We start from the raw sequence: 26,520 nt of genomic DNA, 5'->3' as shown, positions 1-26,520 counted from the left end.
TCAGAATTTTCACAGTTTTTAAATCCAATTTATGAAAAAAACGACTGCTATATGGTTGCTATTGTTAGTGATGTTGCCAAAAATAAACGCCCAAGAACTCCCAAAAGCAAAAGAAAAAGGGCACACTGATGAAAGCAAATTCAGACAGATGTATGATTTGTTGGCAACACCGAATAGTTACCGCACGGCATCCGGCGCGCCAGGTCCGGATTATTACCAACAACAGGCCGATTATAAAATCGATGTGGAATTAGATGATAAAAACGCGAAATTATATGGCGTTGAAACCATCACTTATACCAATAATGCCAAAGAATCTTTGGAGTATTTGTGGATTCAGCTCGACCAAAACATTGCAGCAAGAACTTCCAAAACACCTTTGATTGAGAATTCCAAAATGGATCCGTCGATCAGCGCGGCCGGATTCTCTAGAAAATACCTTGAGGAAAAATTCGATGGCGGTTTCAAACTCGACTATGTCAAAGACAGTAAAGGAAACGCGATTCCTTATACGATCAATGAAACCATGATGCGCATCAATTTGGCAAAACCGTTGGCACATGGAGAAAAAATCGCTCTCAACATCAAATGGAACTACAACATCAACAATTATATGATTGATGGCGGACGTTCGGGTTACGAGCATTTTAAAGATGGCAACAACCTTTATGTTTTGGCGCAGTTCTATCCGAGAATGGCCGTTTATAATGATGTCGAAGGTTGGCAGAACATGCAGTTTTGGGGCAGCGGCGAATTTGCGCTGACGTTCGGAAATTACGAAGTCAATGTTACGGTTCCTGCCGATCACATTATGGAAGCGACGGGTGTTTTGCAAAACCGCGCGGAAGTTTTTACATCGGAACAACTAAAAAGATACGCCCTGGCTGAAAATTCGTTCGACAAACCAGTTGTAGTAGTTACCCAAGCCGAAGCTATGGCTTCCGAAAAAGGATTTTCAACCCAGAAAAAAACATGGAAATTTAAAGCCGAAAATGTCCGCGACTTCGGCATTTCAACCTCAAGGAAATTTATTCTCGATGCGATGGCCGTGCAGTTTGAAAGCAAGAAAGTCATGGCGATTTCACTATATCCGAAAGAAGGCAATCCGTTGTGGGAAACTTATTCTACAAGAGCCGTGGCGCATACTTTAAAAAGCTATTCGAGCTACACTTTTGATTTTCCTTATCCTAAAGCGGTTTCAGTTAATGCTCAAGATCAGGGTATGGAATATCCGATGATTTGCTGGAATTTCGGGCGTCCGCAAGAAGACGGAACTTATACTGACCGTGTAAAATACGGTATGTTGGGCGTTGTGATTCACGAAGTCGGGCACAACTTTTTTCCAATGATCGTCAATTCTGACGAGCGCCAATGGACTTGGATGGATGAAGGTTTGAATACCTTTATGGAATATCTTGCGGAGGTTTCTTTCGATTCAAAATTCCCAGTTGACCGCGGTCCGGCTAAAACCATCATTCCTTATATGAGTGGCGACCAATCGAAAATAGAACCGATTATGACCAACTCGGAAAGCATTAAGCAATTCGGGAATAACGCTTACGGAAAACCCGCTGCGGCTTTGAATATCTTGCGCGAAACCATTATGGGACACGAGTTGTTCGACTATTCGTTCAAAACTTACGCGAACCGATGGAAATTCAAACATCCAACACCCGAAGATTTTTTCAGAACGATGGAAGATGCTTCAGCAGTAGATTTGGATTGGTTTTTTAGAGGTTGGTTTTACACCACAGATTATAATGATATTGGCATTAAAGAAGTCAACCAATATTTCGTAAGCAACGATGCGCCTAAAGATTTTAAAGCACCTGAAGTCAACAGAAGAAACCGTCTTAAAGCTTCCGGGCCATTGGTGTATATGATTGCGAATGCCAGCCTAGATTTCAAACCAGAAATGAACAAACCTTTGGACATCAAATCCGTCGCTACTTTAGACGAGTTTGTCCAAACAAAATTCACAGCTGAAGAAAAAGCGAAATTAGACAGCCCGAAATATTTCTATCAAGTCACTTTCGACAAACCGGGCGGATTGGTGATGCCGATCATTGTCGAAATTACCTTTGAAGACGGCACGACTGAAAACCAAACATTCCCGGCGCAAATCTGGAGAATGAACGACAAAGAAGTCAGCCGTACTTTCGCTACCAAAAAAGCCATCGCTAAAATTGTCATCGACCCAAAACTTGAAACTGCCGATATCGATACGACCAACAACACGTGGCCAAAACAGGAAGTGAAATCGAAATTCGACTAAAACAATTAATATAACTTTAGGAAAAAATCTTCTGCTAAACTTTGTAACTTTGCAGCAAAACACACCATTATGTTCGGAATTGGAGGAGGAGAATTAGTTTTAATCATGTTCATCGCTTTGATGCTTTTCGGGTCGGATAAAATCCCTGAAATCGCGCGAACCTTGGGTAAAATCATGGCGCAACTCAAGAATGCGACTAATGATATTAAAAGCGAAATCCAGAAAGGCGCAGAAGCCAACGGACTCGATAAAACGTTTCAGGAAATGCACGGCAATTTCACCGGACTTACCGAAAGCATCCACAAAGAAATTAGCAAAGCACAGACACAAATGCTTGCCGATACGACAGTAAAAACCGATACGGCTGAAGAAATAGAGGAAATCGTCGGGCCGATCAAAAGACAAAAATAGATGCTCGAAAAAATTATCGCTGCAGACAAACAATTGTTCATCTTCCTCAACGGATTAGGGTCTGAAACCTACGATAATTTGTGGCTCGCCATCACGCACCAATTCAACTGGATGCCTTTTTACCTGCTCGTTTTCTATTTGTTGCAGAAGAAAATCGGTTGGAAAAACACCTTAATCATCTTGTTATTTGTCGGCGCACTAATTACATTGGGCGACCAAACAGCCAATCTTTTTAAAGGAATTTTTAAACGTTTGCGTCCGTGCAGTGATCCGGAAATTAAGGATGTGATTCGCATCGTCAAATCGAGTGACACGTTCAGTTTCTTTTCGGGTCACGCAACAAGTTCGATGGCGACCATGTTTTTTGTGTTCATGATTTTCAGGAAATATTACCGCTTTGCCTTTTTACTCTTTATATTCCCATTATTTTTCGCTTACAGCAGAATTTATCTGGGTTTGCATTTCCCAACCGATATCCTCACAGGTTACGCAGTAGGAGCCAGCTATGGATTCTTATTCTACAAGCTGCATCAATATTTACAACCTAAATATTTTCCGTTAGTTTAATCAGGAGCTGATCCGGCTGTCCATTATATCTTTTGTTCTGAACCCCAGAACAAAAGGATGCCATTGCCATCCGGGCTAGAGCACGCGGCTCACGGTCAAACCATCGCGGATCGGAAGCAAAACGGTTTCTACGCGCGGGTCGTTTTTGAGGTGTTCGTTATATTCGAGAAGTACTTTGGTGCTGATATCATTCGGTTGTAAAGGTTCTAATACTTTTCCGCTCCAAAGCACGTTGTCGGAAAGAATAATACCACCGCGATTCATTTTGGGAACCATCAATTCGTAATAGTTGAGGTAGTTTTCCTTATCAGCATCAATAAAAACCAAATCAAATTTAATATCCAAATTTGGGATGATGTCAATCGCTTCTCCCAAATGCTGTACAATTTGGTTTCCCCAAGACGAACGGTCAAAATACTTGCGCTGAAAATCCGTAAGTTCGTCTTTGATGTCAATCGTATGCAATACGCCGTTTTCCTGCATGCCTTCACACAAACACAACGCAGAATAACCGGTATAAGTGCCAATTTCCAATATGTTCACCGGACGAATCAATTTCGACAGCATGCTTAACACTCGCCCCTGAAAATGTCCGCTAAGCATCCTGGGCAATAAAATTTTTTGATACGTTTCCTTATTTAAAGCCGCTAGCAATTCGGGTTCTTTTTCCGAATGTTGTTCGATATAATCCTCGAGTTCCTGTGAGATGAAGTGCATTTTGTAAAGTTTGACCCAAAGTTATCAAATTATCAAATAACGGAATCTACAAATACACTAAATTTGCGCCATGGAAATCGACAAAAAAGATATTCGGGCCTTATCAAAACAGCAGTTGCGCGATTTTTTCGTTTCGCAAGGCGACCAATCCTTCCGTGGCAATCAGGTTTATGAATGGCTCTGGAGCAAAGGCGCGCACAGTTTTGAAGACATGACCAATATTTCGAAAGCCACTCGAACCGTACTTAAAGAACACTTTGTCATCAACCACATCAAAGTCGATCAGATGCAAAAAAGCGAAGACGGCACCGTGAAAAATGCCGTCCGTTTGCATGACGGTTTGGTCGTCGAATCGGTTTTGATTCCGACTGATACCCGCACCACAGCTTGTGTTTCGAGTCAGGTGGGTTGCAGTCTCGATTGTAATTTCTGTGCTACTGCAAGACTCAAAAGAATGCGAAACCTTGAGCCTGCCGAAATCTACGATCAGGTCATTGCCATTGATAAGGAAAGCCGGTTGTATTACAACCATCCGTTGTCTAATATCGTTTTTATGGGCATGGGCGAACCGCTGATGAATTACAACAATGTCATCAAAGCGATTGAGATGATTACTTCGGAAGAAGGTTTGGGCATGTCGCCTAAACGCATTACGGTTTCAACTTCGGGCGTTCCGAAAATGATTAAGAAACTTGCTGATGATGAAGTCAAATTTAAGCTCGCGGTTTCCTTACATTCAGCCATTGATGAAATCCGGTCGCGCATTATGCCTTTCAGTTCCAATTTTCCATTAGCAGATTTACGGGAATCACTCGAATATTGGTATCAAAAAACGAAAAGCAAAATCACTTACGAATACGTCGTTTGGAAAGATATCAACGACAACAAAGCCTCGATTGATGCTTTGGTTAAATTTTGCAAATATGTGCCATGCAAAGTCAACCTGATTGAATACAACCCGATTGACGACGGCGAATTTCAGCAAGCGTCGGAAGAGTCGATTAATGCTTACATCAAAGCGCTCGAAGCTAACGGCATTGTGGCCAAAGTCAGACGCAGCCGTGGAAAAGATATCGATGCGGCTTGCGGGCAATTGGCTAATAAAGAAGCATAAAAAAAGGTTCCTAAATTTTGGAACCTTTTTTTATGCAAGATGAATTAATAATTTAATTTCTTAAAGTAAAAGAAATTGGCGAACCGCCATTAATAGTGATGGTTCCAGTATTATCACACGTTCCGTCGCCATAATCAATCACGGCCGTGTTGTTGTTTTTTACTACTGTGATGATTCCGCTGACAATTTCGTAGCGGTGTTGTCCTACTATTGGTTGATTACAACTGAATATGATTCTTAAAGGTGAAGCGTCGCTAATAGTATTGGTGTGCGCGATTCCATTTTGATTTGTGGTGGTCCAGCTTCCGGTGATCAAGAATACATTGTCTTCAACGGTATCGGTATCATAACCTGCTGAGAATTCTCTAACCCTGTTTCCGGTTCTTGTAAAAACCCTCCCGTCAGGATTCGTAACCGTCATATTTAAGTTAATCTCAGATCTAATGTGACCATTTGCCAACCTTGTTTTTACCACCGTTCTATTGCCTTCAATATGCCTGTCGTTATGGTAAAAGTTTTCAAAAGAATAATTTAAGGTTCTTGTTTGTGCTGTAAAATCATTCATAAAAGTGATGATGATTTTTCCTCGCACAAAATTACCATTGTCAAGAAGACAATTGGTGCTGCCGTAATCTAAAGTTCTGGTAAAGGTATCGCCAGATTGCGTTGTGGTTACGTTTAGGCAACCAGTAGAAAGACTGCTGTATCTTCCGGCAGGAGTGGCATTCGACTGATTTTCTACAATTTGAGCTACGTCATCCGCAACATTGTCAATTTTGGCATTGGTCACGATATCGCTAGACTCAATGGTTGTTGTTTTTTCATTTTCATCCTTATTACAGCTTACCAACATAAAGCAGGCTAACATTCCGAGTGCTAAAATTTTTGTTTTCATAATACTATTATTTTTTTAAGTTTCCGTTAAGACTTGGAGGTTTAAGAATAGTTTAAAAGAAAACCATAAAATTACAGATTTATTACTTTGTAACTCTTAAAGTTAATAATTACCTTTGAAAAAGTAATGAATATCACTTCGCAAATAAAACGCCCCATTCAGGTTGAAATGGAACTTTTCGAGAAAAAGTTCTACGAATCGATGACTTCCAAAGTGGCGTTGCTTAACAGGATCACTTATTATATCGTCAACAGAAAAGGGAAGCAGATGCGTCCGATGTTTGTGTTCCTGACTGCAAAAATGCTTAACAATGGTGCGGTAAACGAACGCACCTATCGCGGTGCTTCGGTCATTGAATTGATTCATACCGCTACTTTGGTTCATGATGACGTGGTCGATGATTCCAACAGAAGACGCGGCTTTTTCTCCATCAATGCGCTTTGGAAAAACAAGATTGCCGTTTTGGTCGGCGATTATTTATTGTCTAAAGGATTGCTGCTTTCTATTGACAACGGCGATTTCGATTTGCTTAGAATCATTTCCGTGGCGGTTCGCGAAATGAGCGAAGGCGAGTTGTTGCAAATTGAAAAAGCGCGGCGGCTCGATATTGTTGAAGACATCTATTACGAAATCATCCGCAAGAAAACCGCGACACTGATCGCTTCATGTTGTGCTTTGGGCGCCAAATCCGTGATTGTGGATGAAATACAAGTCGAAAACATGCGCAAGTTCGGCGAACTCATCGGCATGGCTTTTCAAATCAAAGACGATTTATTCGATTATACCGAAGACGCCATCGGAAAACCCACCGGAATCGACATCAAGGAACAAAAAATGACCTTGCCGTTGATTTATGTTTTGAACCATTGCACGCCCAAGGAAAAATCGTGGCTCATCAATTCCATCAAAAACCATAATAAAGATAAGAAGCGTGTCAAAGAAGTCATTGCTTTCGTAAAAAACAACAATGGTCTTCAATATGCTGAACAGAAAATGCTTCAATTCCAACAGGAAGCGCTTCAATTGTTGCAACATTATCCCGATTCTGAATATAAAGATGCCCTGATCTTGATGGTGAATTACGTTATCGAAAGAAAAATTTAATTTTTTTTCAATATTTTTTTATCACGCGAAGCCTTTAAAAATAAAGGTTTTTCAAAATCTGCTAAAAATATTTTCAATTTTTTTACCTAGCCGTGCAACCATTTTTGATTGTTGTGCGTCTATGCTAACAGTAACACTTTACAAAAGGTTTTGAAAGTAATCGATTTACATCTGCAGGAAAAGAACATGATTCAGTTGGCGCTCGACCAAAATCGTCAGGCACAACAGAAAATCTATCAATCTTACGCTCCTAAAATGTTGGGTGTTTGCAGACAATACATCAAAGATTTGCACCAGGCCGAAGACGTGATGATTACCGCTTTTATGAAAGTGTTTACGAACCTCAAGAATTTTGAGCACAAAGGAAGTTTCGAAGGCTGGATCCGGCGCATTATGGTCAATGAATGCATCTCATTCCTTCGGGCGAATAAAAAAGTCAGCTTTCTTGAAGACGAACATTATAAGGAAGACAGTTTCAACAACATCGAAAGCAGTTTCACCGTCGATGAAATCCAATTCCTGATCGACACTTTGCCGGACGGCTATAAAATGGTGTTCAACTTATATGCGATCGAAGGCTACAAACACCAGGAAATCGCGGAGCTTTTGAAGATTAACGAAGGCACCTCAAAATCGCAATTGTCACACGCCCGAAAGCTATTGCAAAACGAAATCATCAAATTAAAAGACTACCGAAATGGAACCAAATAAATTCGATAAAAAATTCAGAAAAGCGTTGCAGGAACACGAGATTGCTCCAACGCCAGCCGCTTGGGACAGACTTGATGCGATGCTGACGGTGGCTGAAGAAAAGAAAGCCGCTCCGACATACAACTGGTTATACATCGCCGCTTCCATCTTGGGGTTTATAGCGATTGCGGTAGTGTTTTTAAGCAAAACGCAACCTTTGGAAGATGTCAGAAGAGACGATATCGTTTATGAAAACAACAAACCTGTTGAGTCTAAAGATTCACTTAAAGATCAAAAACAAACTGAAATTGTAATCCCAAAACCATCAGAATCCGTAGCTGAAACCACTCAAAATAATCCATCAAAGCAACCGATAAAATCAAATCATACGAACCTTAAAACAAATCCTATCCTAGACAAACAAATCAACCAAAATCAGCTTCAACAAAAAAACGAAGCCATCGCAAACCAATCTAATCAAACCAACAAACAGCAACGTAAAGGAGAATCAATCATCACCCGAGCCGAAGGCGAACTGGCCGCAGGCAATCAAAAAACGCAACAGCCTAATCAACTGTCCAATCCAATTTCAATCACAAATCAACAACAACTCGCTCACCTCGAATCCAATCCAAAATTAGGAAAAACACCAATTAAGGTAAGCGCATCAAATCTGCTTTCTGAAGTCGATGGCGAACTCCAGCTTTCGTTTCGGGAAAAAGTCATCAACAGCATCGACAAAAATTACAAAACCGTAAAAGTGGCACTCGCCAACAGAAACAATCAGTCAGACATCAATCAATAATCACCCGAGGCGCAGCCGAATTGTTGGAGCGCAGCGGAAAAAAAATCAAAACATCATGAAAAACTTTACCATTTACCTCACAGGATTTTTATTGCTTTTAATCACGCAGGTTTTCTCGCAAGAAACCTTTGAATCACGCGCAAAAATGATTGCTTCCAAAATCGAAAGCATCACCAAAGAAGAAAAAGAAGCTTTGAAAAACGAAATCGAAGCCGTCAACGTGCAACTCGACAAAAAAGAAATCACCGCCGAACAAGCCGATGCCAAAAAGATTGAACTTGCCAACACCCGAGCCAAAAACATCGAAACCAGAGTCGCTTTGGTTCAGGACGAATTAAAAGATCTGGTGCAGGAAAAAGTAGACGGGAAAATCAAAGAGCAAGATTCGTCACGCATTTGGGTGTTCCGCTTCGACAATAAAAAACACAAGAAAAAAGACACCTATGGCGAGCGCAGAACCACTTCGCAATTCGTTTTCGCTTTCGGACTCAACAACCTCGTGACCGATAAAGCCTTAGCGCATTCTGACTACAGATATTGGGGTTCGCACTTCTACGAATGGGGTTTCACTTCAAACACAAGAATCTTCAAAAACAACAACTTGCTGCACGCCAAATACGGTTTGTCGTTGATGTACAACAACCTGCGTCCGACCGATAATCGTTATTTCAAAGAAACCGGCGACCAGACGACTTTAGAAACTAGTGATATTCACCTCGAGGATTCGCGTTTCCGCAACGTCTATGTAGTGCTACCGGCGCACCTCGAATTCGATTTCACCAAAAAAGAAATCAAAGACGATAAGACGATTTTCCGCACCCACAAAAGTTTCCGTGTAGGTTTGGGTGGTTATTTCGGCGCCAATATCAAGTCGAAACAAATCCTCAAATTCGAAGATGAAGAAGGCAACAACGTCAAACAAAAAACCAAAGGCGATTTCAACGTCAATGATTTCATTTACGGCGCGAGTGCCTACATCGGTTACGAGGAAATCAGTCTTTATGCGAAATACGACCTGAATCCTTTGTTTACGGATAATGCCGTCGACCAGCACAACATCTCGTTCGGCGTCCGTTTCGATTTCAACTAACGCATGTTCAACCTTTGTTTAAATAGTAAGGAAGCACTTCGAAAGAGGTGCTTTTTTTATTTTTTAGGAGCTATTTCCGGCTTTCTGCAGTATCTCTGCGAGGATACATGCTGCCAATCCGGGCTAGGGAATGAGTCCAAGATTACTTCACGTAGTTCGGGGAAACACAAGCTTCCCAATAACGTACGATGGTTTTAATGGTTTTTTTAATGTCCGCATAATTCGTGGGTTTCACAAAAAAACCTTGGATTGATTTGGAGTAAGCATCAACCACATGTTTTTGTTCGGCGCTCGTCGAAAAGAACAAATAAGGAATTGACTTCAAACGCAAATCCTCATTTTCATGGATTTTCTCGCGCAATTCCATACCGCCCAAACGTGGCATATTGATATCCGAAAAGATAATAAAAGGTTCAATTTCAGTCGAAGTCAGGTATTCTAAAGCCTGTTCGCCGTCAGAGAAAAATATGATTTCATTTTTGATGTCAAGATCTGAAAAGACATCCGTCAGAATATCCTGATCATCCTGATCGTCTTCAATAATAATAATGGGGCCGCCTTTGTTCATTTTTTTTGGTGAAGATAGTCTTATTTGTTGCAACGAATGATAATTAGCTTAAATCTTATAGTCCTAACAGTTTCACGATCTAAAAATCGAATCTCTGAAAATCCAAACAAAAACTCTAACTTTACGCTCCAATAATTCCAGACCATTGATCTCAAAAGCTTCCATAGATACCGTATTCGAAACTGCCCGCGTGGAAGAAGTCATCGGCGATTTCGTCCAGCTCAAACGCGCCGGCAGCAACTTCAAAGGCTTGAGCCCGTTTTCGGATGAACGCTCGCCATCGTTTATGGTATCACCGGTCAAACAGATCTGGAAAGATTTCTCTTCTGGAAAAGGTGGCAACGTGGTAGCGTTTTTAATGGAGCATGAGCATTTCACTTATCCTGAAGCGATTCGTTATCTCGCCAAGAAATACAACATTGAAATCGAGGAAACCGAACAAACGCAAGAAGAAAAAGCCAACACCGACGTGCGCGAAAGCATGTATCTGGTTTCTGAATTCGCCAAAGATTATTTCCACGACATCCTAGTTAATACTGAAGAAGGCAAAGCGATTGGCTATAGCTATTTCAAGGAACGCGGTTTTACCAACGAAACCATCAAAAAATTCGCACTCGGTTATTCGCCCGAACAATGGGACGCGTTTTCGAAAGAAGCTTTGGGTAAAGGCTACAAACTTGAATTCCTCGAAAGCACCGGACTCACAATCACCAAAGAAGATGGCAAACAAATTGACCGTTTCCGCGGCCGCGTGATGTTTCCAATTCAAAGCATGTCGGGCAGGATTTTAGGTTTCGGCGGCAGGATTCTGACCAACGATAAGAAAGCAGCCAAATACCTCAATTCGCCTGAAAGTGAGATTTACCACAAGAGCAAAGTGCTTTACGGAATTTTTCAGGCCAAACAAGCCATTGCGAAACAGAACAACTGTTATCTCGTAGAAGGTTATACTGATGTGATCCAGTTCAACCAATCCGGAATCGAGAATGTTGTGGCTTCCTCTGGAACCGCTTTGACACCTGATCAAATTCGGCTGGTCAACCGACTTACAAAAAATATTACGGTCTTATACGATGGCGATGCGGCAGGTTTGCGCGCTTCCATCCGTGGAATCGATTTGATCCTCGAGGAAGGCATGAATGTCCGTGTCTGTACATTCCCAGAAGGCGAAGATCCCGACAGTTTTGCTAAAAAGTCTTCGTATGAGGATTTAGTGGCCTATTTAGAGAATAACGCCAAAGATTTCATCCAGTTCAAAGCGTCACTTTTGATGAACGAAGCGCAGCACGACCCGATCAAAAAAGCCGAACTGATTCGCGATATGGTCACGAGCATTTCCAAAATTCCGGACCGCATCAAACGCGAAATCTACACTCAGGAATGTGCGAGAATCATGGATATTTCCGAACAGGTGCTCATCAGTACTTTGGCGCAGCTTGTCCAAAAAGACATATCGGAAGCCGGAAAGAAAATCAAACAGGAACAGAAAGCTTTTGAAGTCGTTAAAAATGAAGACCCGATTGTCGCCTCAAAAGTCGATGTGCTTTATGAACTCGAACGTAAAATCATAGAAATTTTATTGCTTTACGGAGACAAAACGGAAGAATTCGAAGATGTCATTTTGATTACAAACGATGAAGGCGAAATTGTAGAAAGCTCCGAAAAGAAAGAACACAAAGTGTATCAACGCATCTATTTAAGTTTGCAGGAAGATGAGGTCGAATTGGCCAATCCATTATTCCGGAACATCTACAACCACCTGATCAATTACTACCATCAGAACGAAAACTTCCAGATGGACCAATACCTGATGCACCTCGAACCTGAATTTACTCAGGAAATTACCGATATATTGATGTTAGAGGAACAAATGTCGCTGCACAATTGGGAATCAAAACAAATCATCGTCAAGCTCAAAGACCAAAGCATTGCGCAATACGTGTCGGAAACCATTCTGACGCTGCGTTGGTTCTTGGTCAATAAAATTATAGAAGAATTAAAAGGGTCAATTACCACGGAACCCGAAGCAGACAACACGGAACCGCTTTCGATGGCGATGGATTATTACAAACTGATCAATTCGTTTTCAAAAAAACTCGGAAGGGTAATGTCGCGCTATAGTTAGACGATTTCGAGTGTTTTCGCCTTATTGACCAAATCAACCAGATTCGTTACGTTGAGTTTGGTCAGCAACCGCAGTTTATAAGTACTGATGGTTTTTTCATTCAGTCCCAAAATCGACGAAATCTCATTGTTTTTCTTACCGTTGCTTAAATAACGCAACACCTCAATTTCGCGGTTCGAGAGTTTTCGGTAAAGACGCTCGCTTTTGTTTTGTTTGGCAATCAATGCTAAATTACGCTTGATCGTATCGTTCAGAATCGTTTGCCCTTGGTGTACTTTCATAATCGCAATACCCAAAGTTTCCAGTTTTGCCGTTTTGTGAACGTAACCTGCAACACCGGCTTTAATAGCATTCGGCGCATAAATTTGCTCAGAATAGCTACTGAACACAATGATTTTAGTTTTCGTGTAATTCTTGATGATCGCTTTCAGTTCGTAGATACTCGACAATCCGTCCAGATCCAAATCTAAAACCAGAACGTCAATCTCTTTGGTGTAGAGGACATCCTTCACCATCGAAAAATTTCCGACGTTTGCCACAATGCTGATGTCGGAATGTTCTTTAAAATAAGATTTCACGCCAAAATGCACAACAGGGTAATTGTCTGCCAAACAAACTTTAATCATAATAGTATCATTTAAGAGTTATTTTCAAACGAGCCTATAAATTTAGTTAAAAAAAACTTAAACGTTAAAATATTTTAGACAAACTGTCATTAATCCCGACGAACTAAACAAACCGGTATTGGGTTCATTTTGTGTTGGTTACTTTTGTTTAGGCGTTTGTAAATGGCAAAAACGGCTTTTTTTCTGCCAGAAAAATCATCTTCAGATTGGCCAGCTTCATCGGCTAGCATCGCCCATTCGAGTTCATCGTAACTCGCGCCGAGTTGGTCTTCATCCGTTCGGTCATCGCCAAACAAACCGTCTGTTGGCGGGGCATTCAGGATCGATTGCGGTACTTTGAGGTATTCACCCATGGCATAAACATCTGATTTCATCAAATCGGCAATCGGGCTTAAATCTACGCCGCCATCGCCATATTTGGTGTAAAAGCCAACCCCAAAATCCTCGACTTTATTGCCTGTTCCGGCCACGAGAAGTCCGTGAATTCCCGCCAAATAGTATAAAGTGGTCATTCTGAGTCTTGCGCGCGTATTGGCTAAGGATAAATTCAGTTTTGCCTCATCTTCAGAACCGGGAACTTCTTTTTTAAACATTTCGAATACGATTGTCAGATCAGTTTCCACATTGTCCACATTCGGAAAACGGCTTCTCAATTGCTCGATATGTTCACGCCCGCGCGACACCTGGCTTGCGGCCTGATGGATCGGCATCTCCACACACAAAACCCTCAAACCTGTCTGCGCACAAAGCGTTGAGGTCACGGCAGAATCAATTCCACCCGAAATCCCGACGACAAATCCGTTCACTTTCGCATTTTCGGCGTAGGTTTTCAACCAATCGACAATCTGCTGATTTACTTTTTCAACCGCAAGCGTACTTTTTTTAGGCATATTTTCTGAGAATTTAGAATGTGGCAATGTATCTTTGCAAAAATAATAATTATTCGTAGCTATTTCCTGCTCTCCACTAAATCTTTTGCGCCGAACAACGGCACAAAAGGATATCGTTGCGATCAGGGCTAATGACCTCCCGTATATGAGAAACTATCGTTCGCTATTGTTTGTTTTGTGCTGCCTTGCACTGTTTTCGTGCGATAAGAAATCCAAGGTCGAAAAAGCGGTTGAGGAAATCCCGATCGTAATCAAAGTACATCGTTTCGACAAAGCGTTTTTTGAAACCGCGCCCCAGGATTTGCCCAAACTCAAAGCCGAATATCCGTTCTTCTTCCCGGCCGGAAACGACGACAAAGTCTGGACTGACAAAATGCAGAACCCACAATGGCGCGAGTTATACACGGAAGTTGAGAAACGCTATTCCAATTTTGATGGCGAAACTCAAAAAATCGAAGAGCTGTTCAAGCACATCAAATACTATTTTCCCGAAACCAAAACGCCTAAAGTATACACGATCATTTCCCAAATGGATTACCAGAACAAAGTAATCTATGCGCACGATATGCTCGTCATTTCGCTCGAATTGTATTTAGGTCAAGGGCATAAATTCTACGAATTCCCGACCTATCTTCAGCAAAACTTTGAGCAAAATCAAATCCTGCCCGATATCGCTTCAAGCTTCGTCAAAACCAAGATTCTGCCGCCAACCGATACGTCATTTCTGACGCAGATGGTTTACGCTGGAAAAGAATTGTATCTCAAAGACCTTTTGCTGCCCGAATATTCCGATGCCGACAAAATGGGCTATAAAAAAGAGCAGATTGCTTGGTGTCAGGAAAATGAAGGCTACATCTGGCGCTATTTCATCGAGAACAAAATGCTTTACGATACCGACCAGAAGCTGATTCCAAGATTCATCAATCCGGCTCCGTTTTCCAAATTCTATCTTGAAATCGACAATGATTCTCCGGGAAGGGTAGGTGCGTGGATTGGCTGGCAAATGGTGCGTTCCTATATGGAAAACAATGAGGTTTCAGTGGAACAATTAATAAAAACCGACGCTAAAGAACTCTTCGAAAAATCACACTACAAACCGAAAAAAGAATGACAAAAAAAATTACCTCCGAAATAAAATTCCTCGTCGAGTTAGACGAGAACCGTGTTCCTGAAAAACTCATGTGGACCGCACAAGACGGCGGCATCGAAGCCGAAGAAGCCAAAGCGATGATGCTCTCCATTTGGGACAGTAAGGCACAGGAAACGCTACGCATCGACTTATGGACCAAAGAAATGCCCGTTGATGAAATGAAATTATTCTTCCATCAGACTTTGGTAGCCATGACTGATACTTTTCGTCGCGCCACGGGTGATGAGAAAATGTCAGACACGATGAAGGATTTCTGCGACTATTTTGCGGAGAAACTCGAATTGAAATCATAAAAAAATCCCGGACTAAAACAGTTCGGGATTTTTATTTATAGATATTTTGCGCCTTAGCGAGTTATTAAAATTCGCTGTTGTTCTTAAAAACTTCCTGATTAATCTCGTCGATATAAGTAAGCAAATCTTCTTTGCCAATGGCTTCCGTTGATGAGGTTACAAAAAACGGCGGCATTTCGGCCCAATTGTTTGCAATCATTTGTTTTTTATACGCGACAATATGCGAATCGATTTTTACTTTACTGATTTTATCGGCTTTGGTGAAAATAATACAGAACGGGATTTCACTTTCGCCCATATACGCCATAAATTCAAGATCGATAGCTTGGGCATCGTGACGGATATCAATCAATACAAATGCGCAAACCAATTGTTCCCTTTTCTCAAAATAATCCGTAATGAACTGCTGGAACACCGATTTTGTCTTCTTAGAAACTTTCGCATAACCATAACCTGGTAAATCGACCAGAAACCAATTGTTGTTGATTTTGAAATGATTGATGAGCTGCGTTTTTCCTGGCTTTCCCGAAGTTTTAGCAAGGTTTTTATGATTCGTCAGCATATTGATCAACGACGATTTCCCAACGTTGGAACGGCCTATAAAAGCATATTCCGGCAAAATCTCTTTGGGACATTTATCGACTTCGGAATTGCTGATGATGAATTCAGCGGTGTTGATTTTCATGGTAACGAATTTTTGCCAAAGGTAACTAAAAAAACAACCGCTATCTTTTGTGAAATAGCGGTCGTTCAATATGAAAATGATATGTTATAAATGCGTGTCTTTAAGCCATTGATGCATCAGCGTATTGAATTCCTGTGGGTGTTCCATCATCGCGGCGTGTCCGCATTTGTCAATCCAGTATAATGAAGAATTTGGTAAAAGTTTATGGAATTCCTCGGCCACATCTGGCGGCGTCACATTGTCGTTTTTACCCCAAATGATACAGGTCGGAACATGCATCTTAGGCAAATCCTTAGCCATATTATGACGGATCGCGCTTTTGGCAATCGTTAAGGTTTTGATCAGTTTGATGCGGTCATTGGCCATATTGTAGACTTCATCGACAATTTCTTTTGTTGCGATTTTCGGATCGTAAAAAACGGCTTCGGCTTTCTTCTGGATGTAATCATAATCGCCACGTCTTGGGTAACTGTCGCCCATCGCACTCTCATATAATCCTGAACTTCCTGTAATGACAAGACCTGACATTTTTTCGGGATACATTTTCGTATGGTACAGCGCAATATGTCCGCCTAAAGAATTTCCTAAAAGAATCACGCGGTCAAAACCTTTAAATGTGATGAAGTCCTTGACGAATTTCGCAAACGCTTTGACATTCGTTTTTAGAATGTTCTGGGTATAAATCGGAAGTTCGGGAATGACCACTTTATAACCGTGTTGCGGGAAATAATCGGCCACACCGTCAAAATTGCTCAATCCGCCCATAAGGCCATGTAAAATAACAATTGGCGTGCCTTCACCGGCTTCAAAATATTTGTATCGGCCTTCTTTTTTTAAGTTGTGGTTCATTGCGATGCTTACCTTTTCAAATGCGCACAAATATATGATTTTATAGACAATCTGAAGCGTCAGGTTTTATTATTTAAAAAAAATGACAAAACGGAATGAATCAAACTCGATTGAAAAAAAAATCAAAAACTGCGCGCAATATTTCTTAGGATTCATTGAATATTAACCTGTCTTTTTTATCAAAACCAAACCTTTTTTGCAATATCTATTTCAATCGCTCCATTTTCTCAACAATTTGTTAAATAAGCTTTTGTGTGCTCAAAACAGGTTTTGTCTTGATTATCTGTTAAAGTGGTAAAACTTATCAACAAAGTGGTATTTTGTGGTAAATTGTGGTAATTATTTTTATATTTTTGCTCCAAATCATTTAAAACCATTTCCTTGAACACCATTGTTGGAACATACGAATGTAAAGTCGACGCCAAAGGAAGGCTGCTCTTGCCAGCGCCTCTGAAGAAGCAATTGTCGGCCGGACTTCAGGACGGATTTGTCTTGAAGCGTTCGGTTTTTCAGCCGTGTCTGGAATTGTATCCGATGCAGGAATGGAATCTGATGATGCAGAAAATAAACAAACTCAACCGCTTTGTCAAAAAGAACAATGACTTCATTCGTCGTTTTACGGCCGGGGTGAAAGTGGTTGAAATCGACAATCTCGGCCGGTTGTTGATTCCGAAAGATTTGGTGGTTTTCGCCAACATCTCAAAAGATATCGTGCTGTCTTCAGCGGTCAATATCGTCGAGATTTGGGATAAAGATTTATACGAAAAAGCAATTGATGATTCAGTAATCGATTTCGCGGACCTCGCGGAAGATGTAATGGGCAATGTAAATGATGACGATCATGGAATATCATAATCCCGTATTGCTGAACGCTTCGGTTGACGGACTAAACATTAAGCCTGACGGCGTCTACGTCGATGTGACTTTCGGCGGCGGCGGCCATTCCAAAGAAATCCTAAAAAGACTCGGGCCGAACGGAAAACTGTTTGCGTTCGATCAGGATGAAGATGCTTTAGCCAATGCTTTGGATGACGATCGGTTTGTTTTAATCAACGAGAATTTCAGATATATCAAACGTTTTTTGCGATTCCATAACATTAAAAGTGTCGATGGGATTTTGGCCGATTTAGGCGTTTCGTCGCATCAGTTCGATGTCGCTGAACGCGGATTTTCGACGCGCTTTGATGCCGGACTCGATATGCGAATGAGCCAGAAAAATGAGTTGGACGCTTATAAAGTGGTCAATGAATACGACGCAGCAAACCTTGCAAGGGTTTTCCTTGATTTCGGGGAATTGAAAAACGCTCCGGCACTCGCAAGAACGATTATCGAAGCCAGAGAAGGCTATCCAATTAAAAATACAGAACGGTTGAAATTTATCTTGGGAAGGTATTTGCCAGCGCACAAAAGCAACAAGATTTTAGCTCAAATATACCAAGCCATCCGAATCGAAGTCAACCAGGAAATGGATGTGCTCAGAGAGTTTTTAGAGCAATCCTTGGAAATATTGAATCCAGGCGGAAGGTTAAGCGTCATTTCTTACCATTCGCTTGAAGACCGTTTGGTAAAACGCTACATCAAAAACGGCATGTTCGAAGGCGAGCCTGAACGCGATTTCTTTGGGAATTTTTCAGTGCCGTTCAAAACGATAGGAAAACTGATTGTGCCGGATAACGTTGAAATCAAAATCAACAACCGCGCGCGCAGTGCCAAATTGAGAATTGCTGAGAAAATCTAACGATGAAAAACGGAGTTTACAGCATATTAAAAGCAAGATTTCTGATCAACGAAGAAGCCAACGCAGCCAAAAACTGGCGCTTCATCGTATTCCTGATCATTCTCGCGATTGTCATGATTGCCAACACGCAGCGTTACGAGCAGAAAGTGTTCAGGATTGTAGAACTCACGAGCGAAGTTAAAGAATTGCGTTCAGAATTTGTAGACCGCCGCTCCGAACTCATGAAGCTCAAAATGGAATCGACTGTATCCGAAAAAATGGAAGCCAAGCAGATTTATCCAGCCTCAGTGCCTCCGACAAAAATAAAAGTCAAGCAAGAAGAAGAGCAAAATTTCTTTAAAAAAATATGGCAGTAGAAGATAAGTATATATCGTATCGCATGTATCTCGTCGCTTTCATGATGTTTGTCATGGCGATTGCGATTACTGTCAAGCTGACCAATATTCAGTGGGTTGAAGGCGACTATTACCGAAAATTAGCAAAGGAAAGAACCGTCCGCAATTTTGTGATTCCGGCCAACAAAGGCAACATTTATTCGGCTGACGGAAGTTTGCTAGCGACATCAATTCCCAACTATGAAATCCGTTTTGATGCCGTAGCGCCTAAAGCAGAAGCATTTGAAAAAAACGTAAAACCTTTAGCAGATTCACTTTCCATATTGCTTAAAAAACCAAGCAGTGAATTCCAATCCGGACTCCGAAAAGCGAGAGCTACAAAAAACAGGTATTTCCTTGTTGCGCGTGATTTGAGCTATACCGAATACATGAAAATCAAAAGTTTTCCATTGTTCAGTCTCGGAGCGTACAAAGGCGGAATCATTACGGAACAAAAAACAGTTCGCGAACATCCGATCGGGAAAATTGCGGAAAGAACCATTGGTTATGAAAGAGCCACACCGAACGGTTTGCCTGACGGAAAAGGTATTGAGTGGGCTTTCAGAAAATACCTTAACGGAAAAGACGGAAAAATCCTCAAGCAAAAAATCGCCAAAGGCCAATGGAAACCGATCCGCGACGTCAATGAAGTCGATCCTCAAGATGGCTACGACGTGATTTCCACCATCGATGTTTACATCCAGGATATTGCGCATCACGCCTTATTGAAACAACTTCGCCAGTACAACGCCGATCATGGTTGCGTCGTGGTGATGGAAACCAAAACAGGTAAAATCAAAGCGATTTCAAACCTTGGCAAAAATCCAAACAGCGCCAATAAAGCCGCGGACAGTACTTATTTTGAAACCACAAATTACGCTATTGCGGAATCACACGAACCGGGTTCTACCTATAAATTGGCCGATTTGATGACGTTGCTTGAAGACAAAAAAGTCGATACGAGCGCCGTGTTTGATAGTCAAGGCGGTATCATCACTTATTCAGGGAAGAAAGTGCGCGATTCGCATGAAGGTGGTTATGGAAAAATCTCGCTGGCCAGAGGTTTTGAAGTGTCTTCTAATACCGTTTTGGTTCAAGCCGTTTACAACAATTACAAAAACGATCCGGCGCAATTTGTCAACCATCTCAATGAATATGGTTTGAATAAACCTTTAGGATTGCCGATCAAAGGCGAAGGAATTCCTTATGTGCCCCAGCCCGGCGACAAAAGATGGAGCGCGATTTCACTGCCGTGGATGGCTTTCGGGTATGGCGTTTCGATTACACCTTTACAAACTTTGACATTCTACAATGCCGTTGCCAACAATGGCGAAATGGTCAAACCGCAATTCGTTTCCGAAATCAAGGAATGGAACAAAACCATCAAGAAATTCAACAAGGAAGTCATTAATCCTAAAGTCTGCTCGATGGAAACCATTGCCAAACTCAAAGCCGTGATGAAGAACGTCGTGAAAAAAGGAACGGGTTCGAAACTCTATTCCAAAGATTTTTCGATGGCCGGAAAAACCGGAACCGCACAAGCGAATTACGCCAAAAACGGAGGGACTGAAAAACATTATATCTCGTCTTTCGTAGGCTATTTTCCGGCGGATGAACCAAAATATTCGTGCATTGTTGTGGTACATGAACCGAATACATCGATGAACAATTATTACGGAGCCGACGTAGCCGGGCCGGTTTTCAAACGCATCGCGCAAAAGATTTTTACCGATGCGCCTTCGATGAACGAGATTAAGAACCTCAATAAGAAGAGCGTGATTCAGGAAAACAGCTACGCGAATTATTACACAAAAGCACAAACAAAACAAAACACAATTCCCAATGTAAAAGGAATGTCCGGAATGGATGCGGTTGCACTGCTTGGAAATTTAGGGTTAAATATAAAAGTCAAAGGTACCGGAAAGGTCAAATCGCAATCCATCCAGCCTGGACAGATTTTCAATAAGAATACTGTCATCATACTCGAATTATCGTGATTATTTTAAAAGACATATTATATAAGGTCAGCATCGAAGCCGTCAAAGGTTCTACCGAGATGGCAATCAACACCCTAGATTTCGATTCGAGAAAGATCGGCGACAACGATGTGTTCGTAGCGATTCGCGGTTCAGTTTCCGACGGCCACGACTATATTGAAAAAGCAATCAACCAAGGCGCCGTTGCGATTGTCTGTGATACTTTCCCTGACGTGATTGTCGGCGGCATCACTTACATCCAAGTTAAAGATACGAATCGCGCTTTGGCGTACATGGCGTCGAATTATTACGGCGATCCTTCACAGCATTTGAAACTTGTTGGGATTACCGGAACGAATGGGAAAACCACAATTGCTTCCTTGTTGTATCAATTGTTCAAAAAAGCTGGTTTCAAAGTTGGATTGCTTTCGACAGTGAAGATTTTAGTCGATGATACGGAATACAAAGCGACACATACTACGCCTGATTCGCTTACCATCAATCGCTATTTACGCGAAATGGTCGATAATGGCGTGACGCATTGCTTTATGGAAGTCAGCTCGCACGGCATCCACCAGAAAAGAACTGAAGGCCTGCATTTCGAAGGCGGCGTGTTTACCAATTTATCGCACGACCATTTAGATTACCATACTGATTTTGCCGAATACCGCGATGTCAAGAAATCATTCTTCGATCATTTGCCGAAAAATGCTTTTGCGTTGTCGAACCTTGACGACAAAAACGGGATTGTGATGTTGCAAAATACTGTCGCAAGAAAATTGACTTATGCTTTGAAATCTTACGCGAATTATAAAGCGCAGATTTTGGAAAGTCAAATGGGCGGATTGCTTTTGAAGATTAATGAAAATGAGGTTTGGGTACGATTGATAGGAACTTTCAACGCCTATAATTTATTGGCGATTTACGGAACGGCGGTAGAATTAGGACTCGATTATTTCGAAGTATTGCGCTTGTTGTCGGAACTCGAAAGCGTTTCAGGCAGATTTCAATACATCATCTCGAACGAAAAAATCACCGCGATTGTCGATTATGCGCACACGCCTGATGCTTTAGAAAATGTGTTGAAAACCATCAACGACATCCGCACCAAGAACGAAACCTTGATTACGATTGTAGGCTGCGGTGGCGACCGTGACAAAACCAAACGCCCAGTGATGGCCAACATCGCTTCTTCAATGAGCGACAAAACCATCATCACTTCGGACAATCCGCGAAGCGAAAAACCCGAAGACATCATCGCCGAAATGGAAAAAGGTGTCGAACCCCAAAATTTCAAAAAAACCATGTCAATCACCGACAGAAAACAAGCGATACAAGCGGCCTGTCAGATGGCGCAACCCAACGATATCATCCTCATTGCAGGAAAAGGACACGAAACATACCAGGAAATTCAAGGCGTCCGCTACGATTTTGACGATATGCAGATCGTAAAGGAACTATTAATCCAACTCAATAAATAGAACATTATGCTCTACTATTTTTTTGAATATCTCGACAAGACTTTGAATATCCCGGGCACCGGCGTTTTTCAATACATCACGTTCCGTTCGGCGCTCGCAATCATGCTTTCGCTGATGCTTTCGACGATTTACGGTAAAAGAATCATCGGGTTTTTGAGAAACCAGCAAGTAGGCGAAACGGTGCGCGAACTCGGATTGGCCGGACAGAACGAAAAAGCAGGAACGCCAACCATGGGTGGATTGATCATCATTTTTGCGACTTTGATTCCAGTATTCTTGTTGACGAAACTCAACAACATTTACATCATTTTACTAATCGTGACCACGCTTTGGATGGGAACGATTGGTTTCATCGACGATTACATCAAGATTTTCAAAAAAGACAAACAAGGCTTGAAAGGCATTTTCAAAGTCATCGGACAAGTCGGTTTGGGATTGATTGTAGGTTCGGTTTTATATCTGCATCCCGGAGTCACTTTGAGAAAAGAAACTCCGAAAACCATCACCTTAAAGCAAACTGAAAACGTGATTTCGCAAACGCCGATTGAGGAAAAATCAACCGCGACGACGATTCCGTTCTTCAAAAACAACGAGTTCGATTACGCGGAATTACTATCGTGGATGGGCGACGGTTACGAAAACTGGGCTTGGATTGTATTTATCCCGATTGTCATTTTCATCATCACGGCAGTTTCCAACGGAGCAAATTTAACCGACGGAATAGACGGGCTCGCCGCCGGAACTTCAGCAATATCAGTACTCGCGCTCGGAATTTTCACGTTCGTTTCGGGTAACATCATTTTCTCGAGTTACCTCAATATCATGTACATCCCGAATTCGGGGGAAATGACAGTATTTATCGCTGCATTCGTCGGAGCGCTCATTGGTTTTCTTTGGTACAATTCGTATCCGGCTTCGGTATTTATGGGCGACACCGGAAGTTTGACCATTGGCGGTGTCATCGCAGTATTGGCGATTTCAGTCCGTAAAGAACTATTGATTCCGCTGTTGTGCGGGATTTTCTTAGTCGAGAATTTCTCGGTGGTTTTGCAAGTGAGTTATTTCAAATACACCAAAAAACGTTTCGGCGAAGGAAGACGAATTTTCCTAATGTCGCCATTGCATCATCACTATCAGAAGAAAGGTTATCACGAAAGTAAAATCGTGACGCGTTTCTGGATTGTTGGGATTTTGTTAGCCATTTTATCCATCGTAACATTAAAATTAAGGTAATGAAAAGATTGGTAATTCTTGGCGGAGGCGAAAGCGGTGTCGGCACAGCGATTCTCGGAAAGCAGCAAGGCTACGATGTTTTTGTGTCCGATTTCGGCAAAATCAAAGACCATTACAAAGAAGTACTGACAATCAACGGTATCAAATGGGAAGAGGAAACCCATACCGAAAAAAAAATCCTCAATGCCGACCTTGTCATGAAAAGCCCCGGAATTCCGGACAAATCAGATATCGTCAAACAATTGAAAGAAAAGAAAATTCCGGTCATTTCCGAAATCGAATTTGCTACGCATTTTACCAATGCCAAAATCATCGGAATCACGGGAAGCAACGGCAAGACTACAACGACAATGCTCACCTATCATTTGCTCAAATCAGCTGGTTTGAATGTAGGTCTCGGCGGCAACATCGGAAAGAGTTTCGCCTGGCAGGTTGCCGAAAACAAATATGATTATTACGTATTGGAGCTGAGCAGTTTCCAACTCGATGGCATCATCGATTTTAAGCCGCACATCGCCATACTCACGAATATCAGTCCCGATCATTTAGATCGCTATGAGTACAAATACGAAAATTACATCGCTTCGAAATTCAGGATTACGATGAACCAAGACGAAAACGACTATTTCATCTACGATGCAGACGACGAAGCCACAGAAAACTGGTTAAAACAAAACAAAACAAAAGCTCAATTAATTCCTTTTTCACTAACGAAAACGTTCAAAAAAGGAGCCTACCTAAACAATAATAAAATGGAAGTAAACATCAACGAAGAAGAATTCATCATGGAGACCGAATATATTGCGCTCGAAGGCAAGCACAATATCAAAAACGCCATGGCAGCCACATCAGTAGCCAAACTGATGCAGATCCGAAAGGAAACGATTCGCGAGAGTTTATCAAATTTTCAAGGTGTCGAACACCGTTTGGAGAAAGTCCTAAAAATCCAGAACGTGCAGTACATCAACGACTCGAAAGCGACCAATGTCAACGCGACATTTTTTGCTCTGGACAGCATGAACGCGCCAACGGTCTGGATCGTCGGTGGTGTCGACAAAGGAAACGACTATTCCGAACTGATGTCGCTCGTCCACGAAAAAGTAAAAGCCATTATTTGTTTGGGTGTTGATAACAAAAAAATCATCGATGCCTTCGGAAACGTGGTCGATGTAATGATCGAAGTCGATTCGATGAACGACGCCGTGAAAATGGCGCAACGTTTGGCTGAAAAAGGCGACAACGTATTGCTTTCACCGGCCTGCGCGAGTTTCGATTTGTTCGAGAATTACGAGGATAGAGGTAAGCAGTTCAAAAACGCGGTGCAGAATTTATAGGAGCCGGGAACCTGCTGTACGCTAAATGCATGGCATTCACCGAACACAAATAAAATAAAAGTCAAGTGAGGTAAATTTTTTACGCCGAACCACGGCGCAAAAAGATACCGCTGCCATCAGGGCTAGCGTTCACGGAAACAGGAACGCCAACATTCAAAATATATAATTCAACATTCAAAATAATAAAATGCTGCAGCTCATCAAAAACCTTAAAGGAGACAAAGTAATCTGGACCTTCGTGGCCCTGTTGGCTTTGTTTTCGTTTATGCCGGTTTTTAGCGCGAGCAGCAACCTGGCGTATATGGGACACGGAACCGGAAACACACTCGGGTATCTCGTGAAGCATTTTGCGCACATCTGCATCGGATTTATGATCATCTATTGGGTGCATAAAGTGCCTTACCATTATTTCCGCGCCATTTCCATAGTCGCTTTGCCGATTGTCTGGGTTTTGCTGGCGTATACTTTAATCAAAGGAACCGTGATTGCCGGAGCCAACGCGAGCCGCTGGATTCAGGTGCCGTTCATCGGAATCACCTTCCAGACTTCGACTTTAGCATTGATCGTTTTGATGGTTTTCGTGGCGCGTTATTTATCCAAAAAAAGAGAAATACCGATTACGTTCAAAAACTCATTATGGGAATTGTGGCTGCCGGTTTTTACCACCTTAGGATTCATCCTTCCGGCGAATTTTTCTACTGCAGCTTTGATGTTCTCAATGGTGTTGATGCTCGTATTCATCGGAAAGTATCCCCTAAAATATATCGGATTAATCATCGCGGCAGGAATCATGGCGCTCGCATTGTTCTTCCTTATGAGTAAAGCATTTCCTGATGCCAAATTTTTCAGCCGTGTCAAAACCTGGGAAAGCCGTATCGAAAGCTTTACCTCCAAAGACGAAAATAAAGATACTGATGACGAGCATTACCAAATCGAGAAAGCCAAAATCGCCATCGCATCCGGTGGAATCCAAGGTTTAGGACCGGGAAAAAGTGTCCAGAAAAACTTCTTACCGCAATCATCTTCCGATTTCATTTACGCCATCATCGTTGAAGAATACGGGCTTATTGGCGGACTGACCATTTTAGGACTTTACATGCTTTTGTTTTTCCGATTCATTGTCGCCGCGCACAAAGCGAATTCATTGTTCGGAAAACTCGTCGTTGTTGGCTTAGGATTTCCAATTGTGTTTCAGGCTTTAATCAATATGGCCGTTGCAGTCGAATTGCTTCCCGTCACCGGACAAACCTTACCGCTGATCAGTAGCGGAGGAAGCTCGATCTGGATGACCTGCATCGCGCTCGGAATCATCATCGGCGTGACCAAAAAGGAAGAAGAAATCGCCGCAGAACTCGACGAAAAACAACAACGCGAAGAAACACTCAAACGCATGATCGACGCCCAAATCGAACGCGAAGAACGCGCCGAAGCAGCATTACAAGAACAAGAAGCACTCGCTAAAACCGAAGGCTATTCGATAGTAGATAAAACCAACCCGATGAACGCCGTAATTGGCAAACCTTAGCACCT

26 protein-coding genes are annotated in these 26,520 nt (G+C 41.9%); 19 read left to right on the top strand and 7 right to left on the bottom strand.

Going from position 1 to position 26,520, the window contains the following annotated elements:
- Positions 1 to 31 precede the first annotated feature (31 nt).
- The 3 genes from Q0058_RS02890 (at position 32) to Q0058_RS02880 (ending at position 3,253) form a co-directional block, all read left to right on the top strand.
- Positions 32 to 2,275, top strand: coding sequence for a M1 family metallopeptidase (locus Q0058_RS02890; protein WP_298221231.1), 2,244 nt, complete (start codon positions 32 to 34; stop codon positions 2,273 to 2,275).
- A 69-nt stretch (positions 2,276 to 2,344) separates the two neighbouring features.
- Positions 2,345 to 2,686 carry a twin-arginine translocase TatA/TatE family subunit gene (locus Q0058_RS02885; RefSeq protein WP_298221230.1) on the top strand — a complete coding sequence of 114 codons (342 nt, stop codon included), beginning with the start codon at positions 2,345 to 2,347 and terminating at the stop codon, positions 2,684 to 2,686.
- Entirely contained in the window at positions 2,687 to 3,253 is a 567-nt protein-coding gene (locus Q0058_RS02880) for a phosphatase PAP2 family protein (RefSeq protein WP_298221229.1), read from the top strand.
- Positions 3,254 to 3,328: 75 nt separating this feature from the next.
- Here the strand turns inward: Q0058_RS02880 and Q0058_RS02875 are convergent, their stop codons facing one another.
- Positions 3,329 to 3,970 carry an O-methyltransferase gene (locus Q0058_RS02875; protein WP_298221228.1) on the bottom strand — a complete coding sequence of 214 codons (642 nt, stop codon included), beginning with the start codon at positions 3,968 to 3,970 and terminating at the stop codon, positions 3,329 to 3,331.
- Positions 3,971 to 4,040: 70 nt separating this feature from the next.
- Between Q0058_RS02875 and rlmN the strand changes: the two genes are divergently transcribed.
- Positions 4,041 to 5,084, top strand: a complete 1,044-nt coding sequence (rlmN, locus tag Q0058_RS02870; protein WP_298221227.1) for a 23S rRNA (adenine(2503)-C(2))-methyltransferase RlmN — start codon at positions 4,041 to 4,043, stop codon at positions 5,082 to 5,084.
- Positions 5,085 to 5,136: 52 nt separating this feature from the next.
- Here the strand turns inward: rlmN and Q0058_RS02865 are convergent, their stop codons facing one another.
- Positions 5,137 to 5,979 (bottom strand): hypothetical protein, encoded by an 843-nt coding sequence (locus tag Q0058_RS02865; protein ID WP_298221226.1) that lies wholly within the window; start codon positions 5,977 to 5,979, stop codon positions 5,137 to 5,139.
- A 126-nt stretch (positions 5,980 to 6,105) separates the two neighbouring features.
- Between Q0058_RS02865 and Q0058_RS02860 the strand changes: the two genes are divergently transcribed.
- From Q0058_RS02860 to Q0058_RS02845, 4 genes are all read left to right on the top strand, one after another.
- Positions 6,106 to 7,083 (top strand): polyprenyl synthetase family protein, encoded by a 978-nt coding sequence (locus Q0058_RS02860; RefSeq protein WP_298221225.1) that lies wholly within the window; start codon positions 6,106 to 6,108, stop codon positions 7,081 to 7,083.
- A gap of 150 nt (positions 7,084 to 7,233) precedes the next feature.
- Complete coding sequence (locus Q0058_RS02855; RefSeq protein ID WP_298221224.1) at positions 7,234 to 7,794, top strand: RNA polymerase sigma factor; 561 nt, start codon at positions 7,234 to 7,236, stop codon at positions 7,792 to 7,794.
- Positions 7,781 to 8,578: a hypothetical protein gene (locus Q0058_RS02850; RefSeq protein WP_298221223.1), complete on the top strand. Its 798-nt coding sequence runs from the start codon at positions 7,781 to 7,783 to the stop codon at positions 8,576 to 8,578. The genes Q0058_RS02855 and Q0058_RS02850 overlap by 14 nt, the downstream gene beginning before the upstream one ends.
- A gap of 55 nt (positions 8,579 to 8,633) precedes the next feature.
- A complete protein-coding gene (locus Q0058_RS02845; protein WP_298221222.1) occupies positions 8,634 to 9,668 on the top strand; it encodes a hypothetical protein in 1,035 nt (344 codons plus the stop codon).
- A 142-nt stretch (positions 9,669 to 9,810) separates the two neighbouring features.
- Here Q0058_RS02845 and Q0058_RS02840 read toward each other — a convergent pair whose 3' ends face one another.
- Complete coding sequence (locus tag Q0058_RS02840) at positions 9,811 to 10,236, bottom strand: response regulator (RefSeq protein WP_298221221.1); 426 nt, start codon at positions 10,234 to 10,236, stop codon at positions 9,811 to 9,813.
- A 145-nt stretch (positions 10,237 to 10,381) separates the two neighbouring features.
- On the opposite strand from Q0058_RS02840, the gene dnaG reads away from it, so the two are divergent.
- Positions 10,382 to 12,361 carry a DNA primase gene (gene dnaG, locus Q0058_RS02835; RefSeq protein WP_298221220.1) on the top strand — a complete coding sequence of 660 codons (1,980 nt, stop codon included), beginning with the start codon at positions 10,382 to 10,384 and terminating at the stop codon, positions 12,359 to 12,361.
- Here dnaG and Q0058_RS02830 read toward each other — a convergent pair.
- Together Q0058_RS02830 and nadE are read right to left on the bottom strand one after the other, a co-directional pair.
- Positions 12,358 to 12,987 (bottom strand): response regulator transcription factor, encoded by a 630-nt coding sequence (locus Q0058_RS02830; protein WP_166333464.1) that lies wholly within the window; start codon positions 12,985 to 12,987, stop codon positions 12,358 to 12,360. The genes dnaG and Q0058_RS02830 overlap by 4 nt on opposite strands.
- A gap of 89 nt (positions 12,988 to 13,076) precedes the next feature.
- The gene (gene nadE / locus Q0058_RS02825) at positions 13,077 to 13,877 is read right to left on the bottom strand and encodes an NAD(+) synthase (protein WP_298221219.1); all 801 of its coding nucleotides are present in this window, start codon (positions 13,875 to 13,877) and stop codon (positions 13,077 to 13,079) included.
- 145 nt (positions 13,878 to 14,022) lie between these two features.
- On the opposite strand from nadE, the gene gldB reads away from it, so the two are divergent.
- Both gldB and gldC read left to right on the top strand, forming a co-directional pair.
- A complete protein-coding gene (gldB, locus tag Q0058_RS02820) occupies positions 14,023 to 14,988 on the top strand; it encodes a gliding motility lipoprotein GldB (RefSeq protein WP_298221532.1) in 966 nt (321 codons plus the stop codon).
- Complete coding sequence (gene gldC / locus Q0058_RS02815) at positions 14,985 to 15,320, top strand: gliding motility protein GldC (protein WP_298221218.1); 336 nt, start codon at positions 14,985 to 14,987, stop codon at positions 15,318 to 15,320. Before gldB ends, gldC begins: the two co-directional genes overlap by 4 nt.
- Positions 15,321 to 15,384: 64 nt before the next feature.
- Here gldC and yihA read toward each other — a convergent pair whose 3' ends face one another.
- The gene (yihA, locus tag Q0058_RS02810; protein ID WP_298221217.1) at positions 15,385 to 16,005 is read right to left on the bottom strand and encodes a ribosome biogenesis GTP-binding protein YihA/YsxC; all 621 of its coding nucleotides are present in this window, start codon (positions 16,003 to 16,005) and stop codon (positions 15,385 to 15,387) included.
- 84 nt (positions 16,006 to 16,089) lie between these two features.
- A complete protein-coding gene (locus Q0058_RS02805; RefSeq protein WP_298221216.1) occupies positions 16,090 to 16,854 on the bottom strand; it encodes an alpha/beta hydrolase in 765 nt (254 codons plus the stop codon).
- 381 nt (positions 16,855 to 17,235) lie between these two features.
- On the opposite strand from Q0058_RS02805, the gene mraZ reads away from it, so the two are divergent.
- From mraZ to Q0058_RS02765, 8 genes are all read left to right on the top strand, one after another.
- Positions 17,236 to 17,709 carry a division/cell wall cluster transcriptional repressor MraZ gene (gene mraZ, locus Q0058_RS02800; RefSeq protein WP_298221215.1) on the top strand — a complete coding sequence of 158 codons (474 nt, stop codon included), beginning with the start codon at positions 17,236 to 17,238 and terminating at the stop codon, positions 17,707 to 17,709.
- Positions 17,684 to 18,592, top strand: coding sequence for a 16S rRNA (cytosine(1402)-N(4))-methyltransferase RsmH (gene rsmH, locus Q0058_RS02795; RefSeq protein ID WP_298221214.1), 909 nt, complete (start codon positions 17,684 to 17,686; stop codon positions 18,590 to 18,592). The genes mraZ and rsmH overlap by 26 nt, the downstream gene beginning before the upstream one ends.
- A 2-nt stretch (positions 18,593 to 18,594) precedes the next feature.
- Positions 18,595 to 18,948, top strand: a complete 354-nt coding sequence (locus Q0058_RS02790; protein ID WP_298221213.1) for an FtsL-like putative cell division protein — start codon at positions 18,595 to 18,597, stop codon at positions 18,946 to 18,948.
- Positions 18,939 to 20,963, top strand: coding sequence for a penicillin-binding protein (locus Q0058_RS02785; RefSeq protein ID WP_298221212.1), 2,025 nt, complete (start codon positions 18,939 to 18,941; stop codon positions 20,961 to 20,963). The genes Q0058_RS02790 and Q0058_RS02785 overlap by 10 nt, the downstream gene beginning before the upstream one ends.
- Positions 20,960 to 22,423, top strand: coding sequence for a UDP-N-acetylmuramoyl-L-alanyl-D-glutamate--2,6-diaminopimelate ligase (locus Q0058_RS02780; protein WP_298221211.1), 1,464 nt, complete (start codon positions 20,960 to 20,962; stop codon positions 22,421 to 22,423). The genes Q0058_RS02785 and Q0058_RS02780 overlap by 4 nt, the downstream gene beginning before the upstream one ends.
- Positions 22,424 to 22,429: 6 nt before the next feature.
- Positions 22,430 to 23,656, top strand: coding sequence for a phospho-N-acetylmuramoyl-pentapeptide-transferase (gene mraY, locus Q0058_RS02775; protein WP_298221210.1), 1,227 nt, complete (start codon positions 22,430 to 22,432; stop codon positions 23,654 to 23,656).
- Positions 23,656 to 24,990: a UDP-N-acetylmuramoyl-L-alanine--D-glutamate ligase gene (gene murD, locus Q0058_RS02770; protein ID WP_298221209.1), complete on the top strand. Its 1,335-nt coding sequence runs from the start codon at positions 23,656 to 23,658 to the stop codon at positions 24,988 to 24,990. Before mraY ends, murD begins: the two co-directional genes overlap by 1 nt.
- Positions 24,991 to 25,177: 187 nt before the next feature.
- The gene (locus Q0058_RS02765) at positions 25,178 to 26,515 is read left to right on the top strand and encodes an FtsW/RodA/SpoVE family cell cycle protein (RefSeq protein WP_298221208.1); all 1,338 of its coding nucleotides are present in this window, start codon (positions 25,178 to 25,180) and stop codon (positions 26,513 to 26,515) included.
- The last annotated feature ends 5 nt before the right edge of the window (positions 26,516 to 26,520 follow it).

This window comes from Flavobacterium sp. (assembly GCF_027484705.1).
Classification (GTDB): domain Bacteria; phylum Bacteroidota; class Bacteroidia; order Flavobacteriales; family Flavobacteriaceae; genus Flavobacterium.
Note: the sequence above shows the minus strand (reverse complement) of the source record. Positions and strands in the feature narration are given on the sequence as shown.

What these genes read in the sequence shown, in the direction of transcription:
- Q0058_RS02890 (WP_298221231.1), top strand. Translation starts at nt 32, where the DNA reads ATGAAAAAAACGACTGCTATATGGTTGCTATTGTTAGTGATGTTGCCA.
- Q0058_RS02885 (WP_298221230.1), top strand. Translation starts at nt 2,345, where the DNA reads ATGTTCGGAATTGGAGGAGGAGAATTAGTTTTAATCATGTTCATCGCT.
- Q0058_RS02880 (WP_298221229.1), top strand. Translation starts at nt 2,687, where the DNA reads ATGCTCGAAAAAATTATCGCTGCAGACAAACAATTGTTCATCTTCCTC.
- Q0058_RS02875 (WP_298221228.1), bottom strand. Translation starts at nt 3,970, where the DNA reads ATGCACTTCATCTCACAGGAACTCGAGGATTATATCGAACAACATTCG.
- rlmN (WP_298221227.1), top strand. Translation starts at nt 4,041, where the DNA reads ATGGAAATCGACAAAAAAGATATTCGGGCCTTATCAAAACAGCAGTTG.
- Q0058_RS02865 (WP_298221226.1), bottom strand. Translation starts at nt 5,979, where the DNA reads ATGAAAACAAAAATTTTAGCACTCGGAATGTTAGCCTGCTTTATGTTG.
- Q0058_RS02860 (WP_298221225.1), top strand. Translation starts at nt 6,106, where the DNA reads ATGAATATCACTTCGCAAATAAAACGCCCCATTCAGGTTGAAATGGAA.
- Q0058_RS02850 (WP_298221223.1), top strand. Translation starts at nt 7,781, where the DNA reads ATGGAACCAAATAAATTCGATAAAAAATTCAGAAAAGCGTTGCAGGAA.
- Q0058_RS02845 (WP_298221222.1), top strand. Translation starts at nt 8,634, where the DNA reads ATGAAAAACTTTACCATTTACCTCACAGGATTTTTATTGCTTTTAATC.
- Q0058_RS02840 (WP_298221221.1), bottom strand. Translation starts at nt 10,236, where the DNA reads ATGAACAAAGGCGGCCCCATTATTATTATTGAAGACGATCAGGATGAT.
- Q0058_RS02830 (WP_166333464.1), bottom strand. Translation starts at nt 12,987, where the DNA reads ATGATTAAAGTTTGTTTGGCAGACAATTACCCTGTTGTGCATTTTGGC.
- nadE (WP_298221219.1), bottom strand. Translation starts at nt 13,877, where the DNA reads ATGCCTAAAAAAAGTACGCTTGCGGTTGAAAAAGTAAATCAGCAGATT.
- gldB (WP_298221532.1), top strand. Translation starts at nt 14,023, where the DNA reads ATGAGAAACTATCGTTCGCTATTGTTTGTTTTGTGCTGCCTTGCACTG.
- gldC (WP_298221218.1), top strand. Translation starts at nt 14,985, where the DNA reads ATGACAAAAAAAATTACCTCCGAAATAAAATTCCTCGTCGAGTTAGAC.
- yihA (WP_298221217.1), bottom strand. Translation starts at nt 16,005, where the DNA reads ATGAAAATCAACACCGCTGAATTCATCATCAGCAATTCCGAAGTCGAT.
- Q0058_RS02805 (WP_298221216.1), bottom strand. Translation starts at nt 16,854, where the DNA reads ATGAACCACAACTTAAAAAAAGAAGGCCGATACAAATATTTTGAAGCC.
- rsmH (WP_298221214.1), top strand. Translation starts at nt 17,684, where the DNA reads ATGATGACGATCATGGAATATCATAATCCCGTATTGCTGAACGCTTCG.
- Q0058_RS02790 (WP_298221213.1), top strand. Translation starts at nt 18,595, where the DNA reads ATGAAAAACGGAGTTTACAGCATATTAAAAGCAAGATTTCTGATCAAC.
- Q0058_RS02785 (WP_298221212.1), top strand. Translation starts at nt 18,939, where the DNA reads ATGGCAGTAGAAGATAAGTATATATCGTATCGCATGTATCTCGTCGCT.
- mraY (WP_298221210.1), top strand. Translation starts at nt 22,430, where the DNA reads ATGCTCTACTATTTTTTTGAATATCTCGACAAGACTTTGAATATCCCG.
- murD (WP_298221209.1), top strand. Translation starts at nt 23,656, where the DNA reads ATGAAAAGATTGGTAATTCTTGGCGGAGGCGAAAGCGGTGTCGGCACA.
- Q0058_RS02765 (WP_298221208.1), top strand. Translation starts at nt 25,178, where the DNA reads ATGCTGCAGCTCATCAAAAACCTTAAAGGAGACAAAGTAATCTGGACC.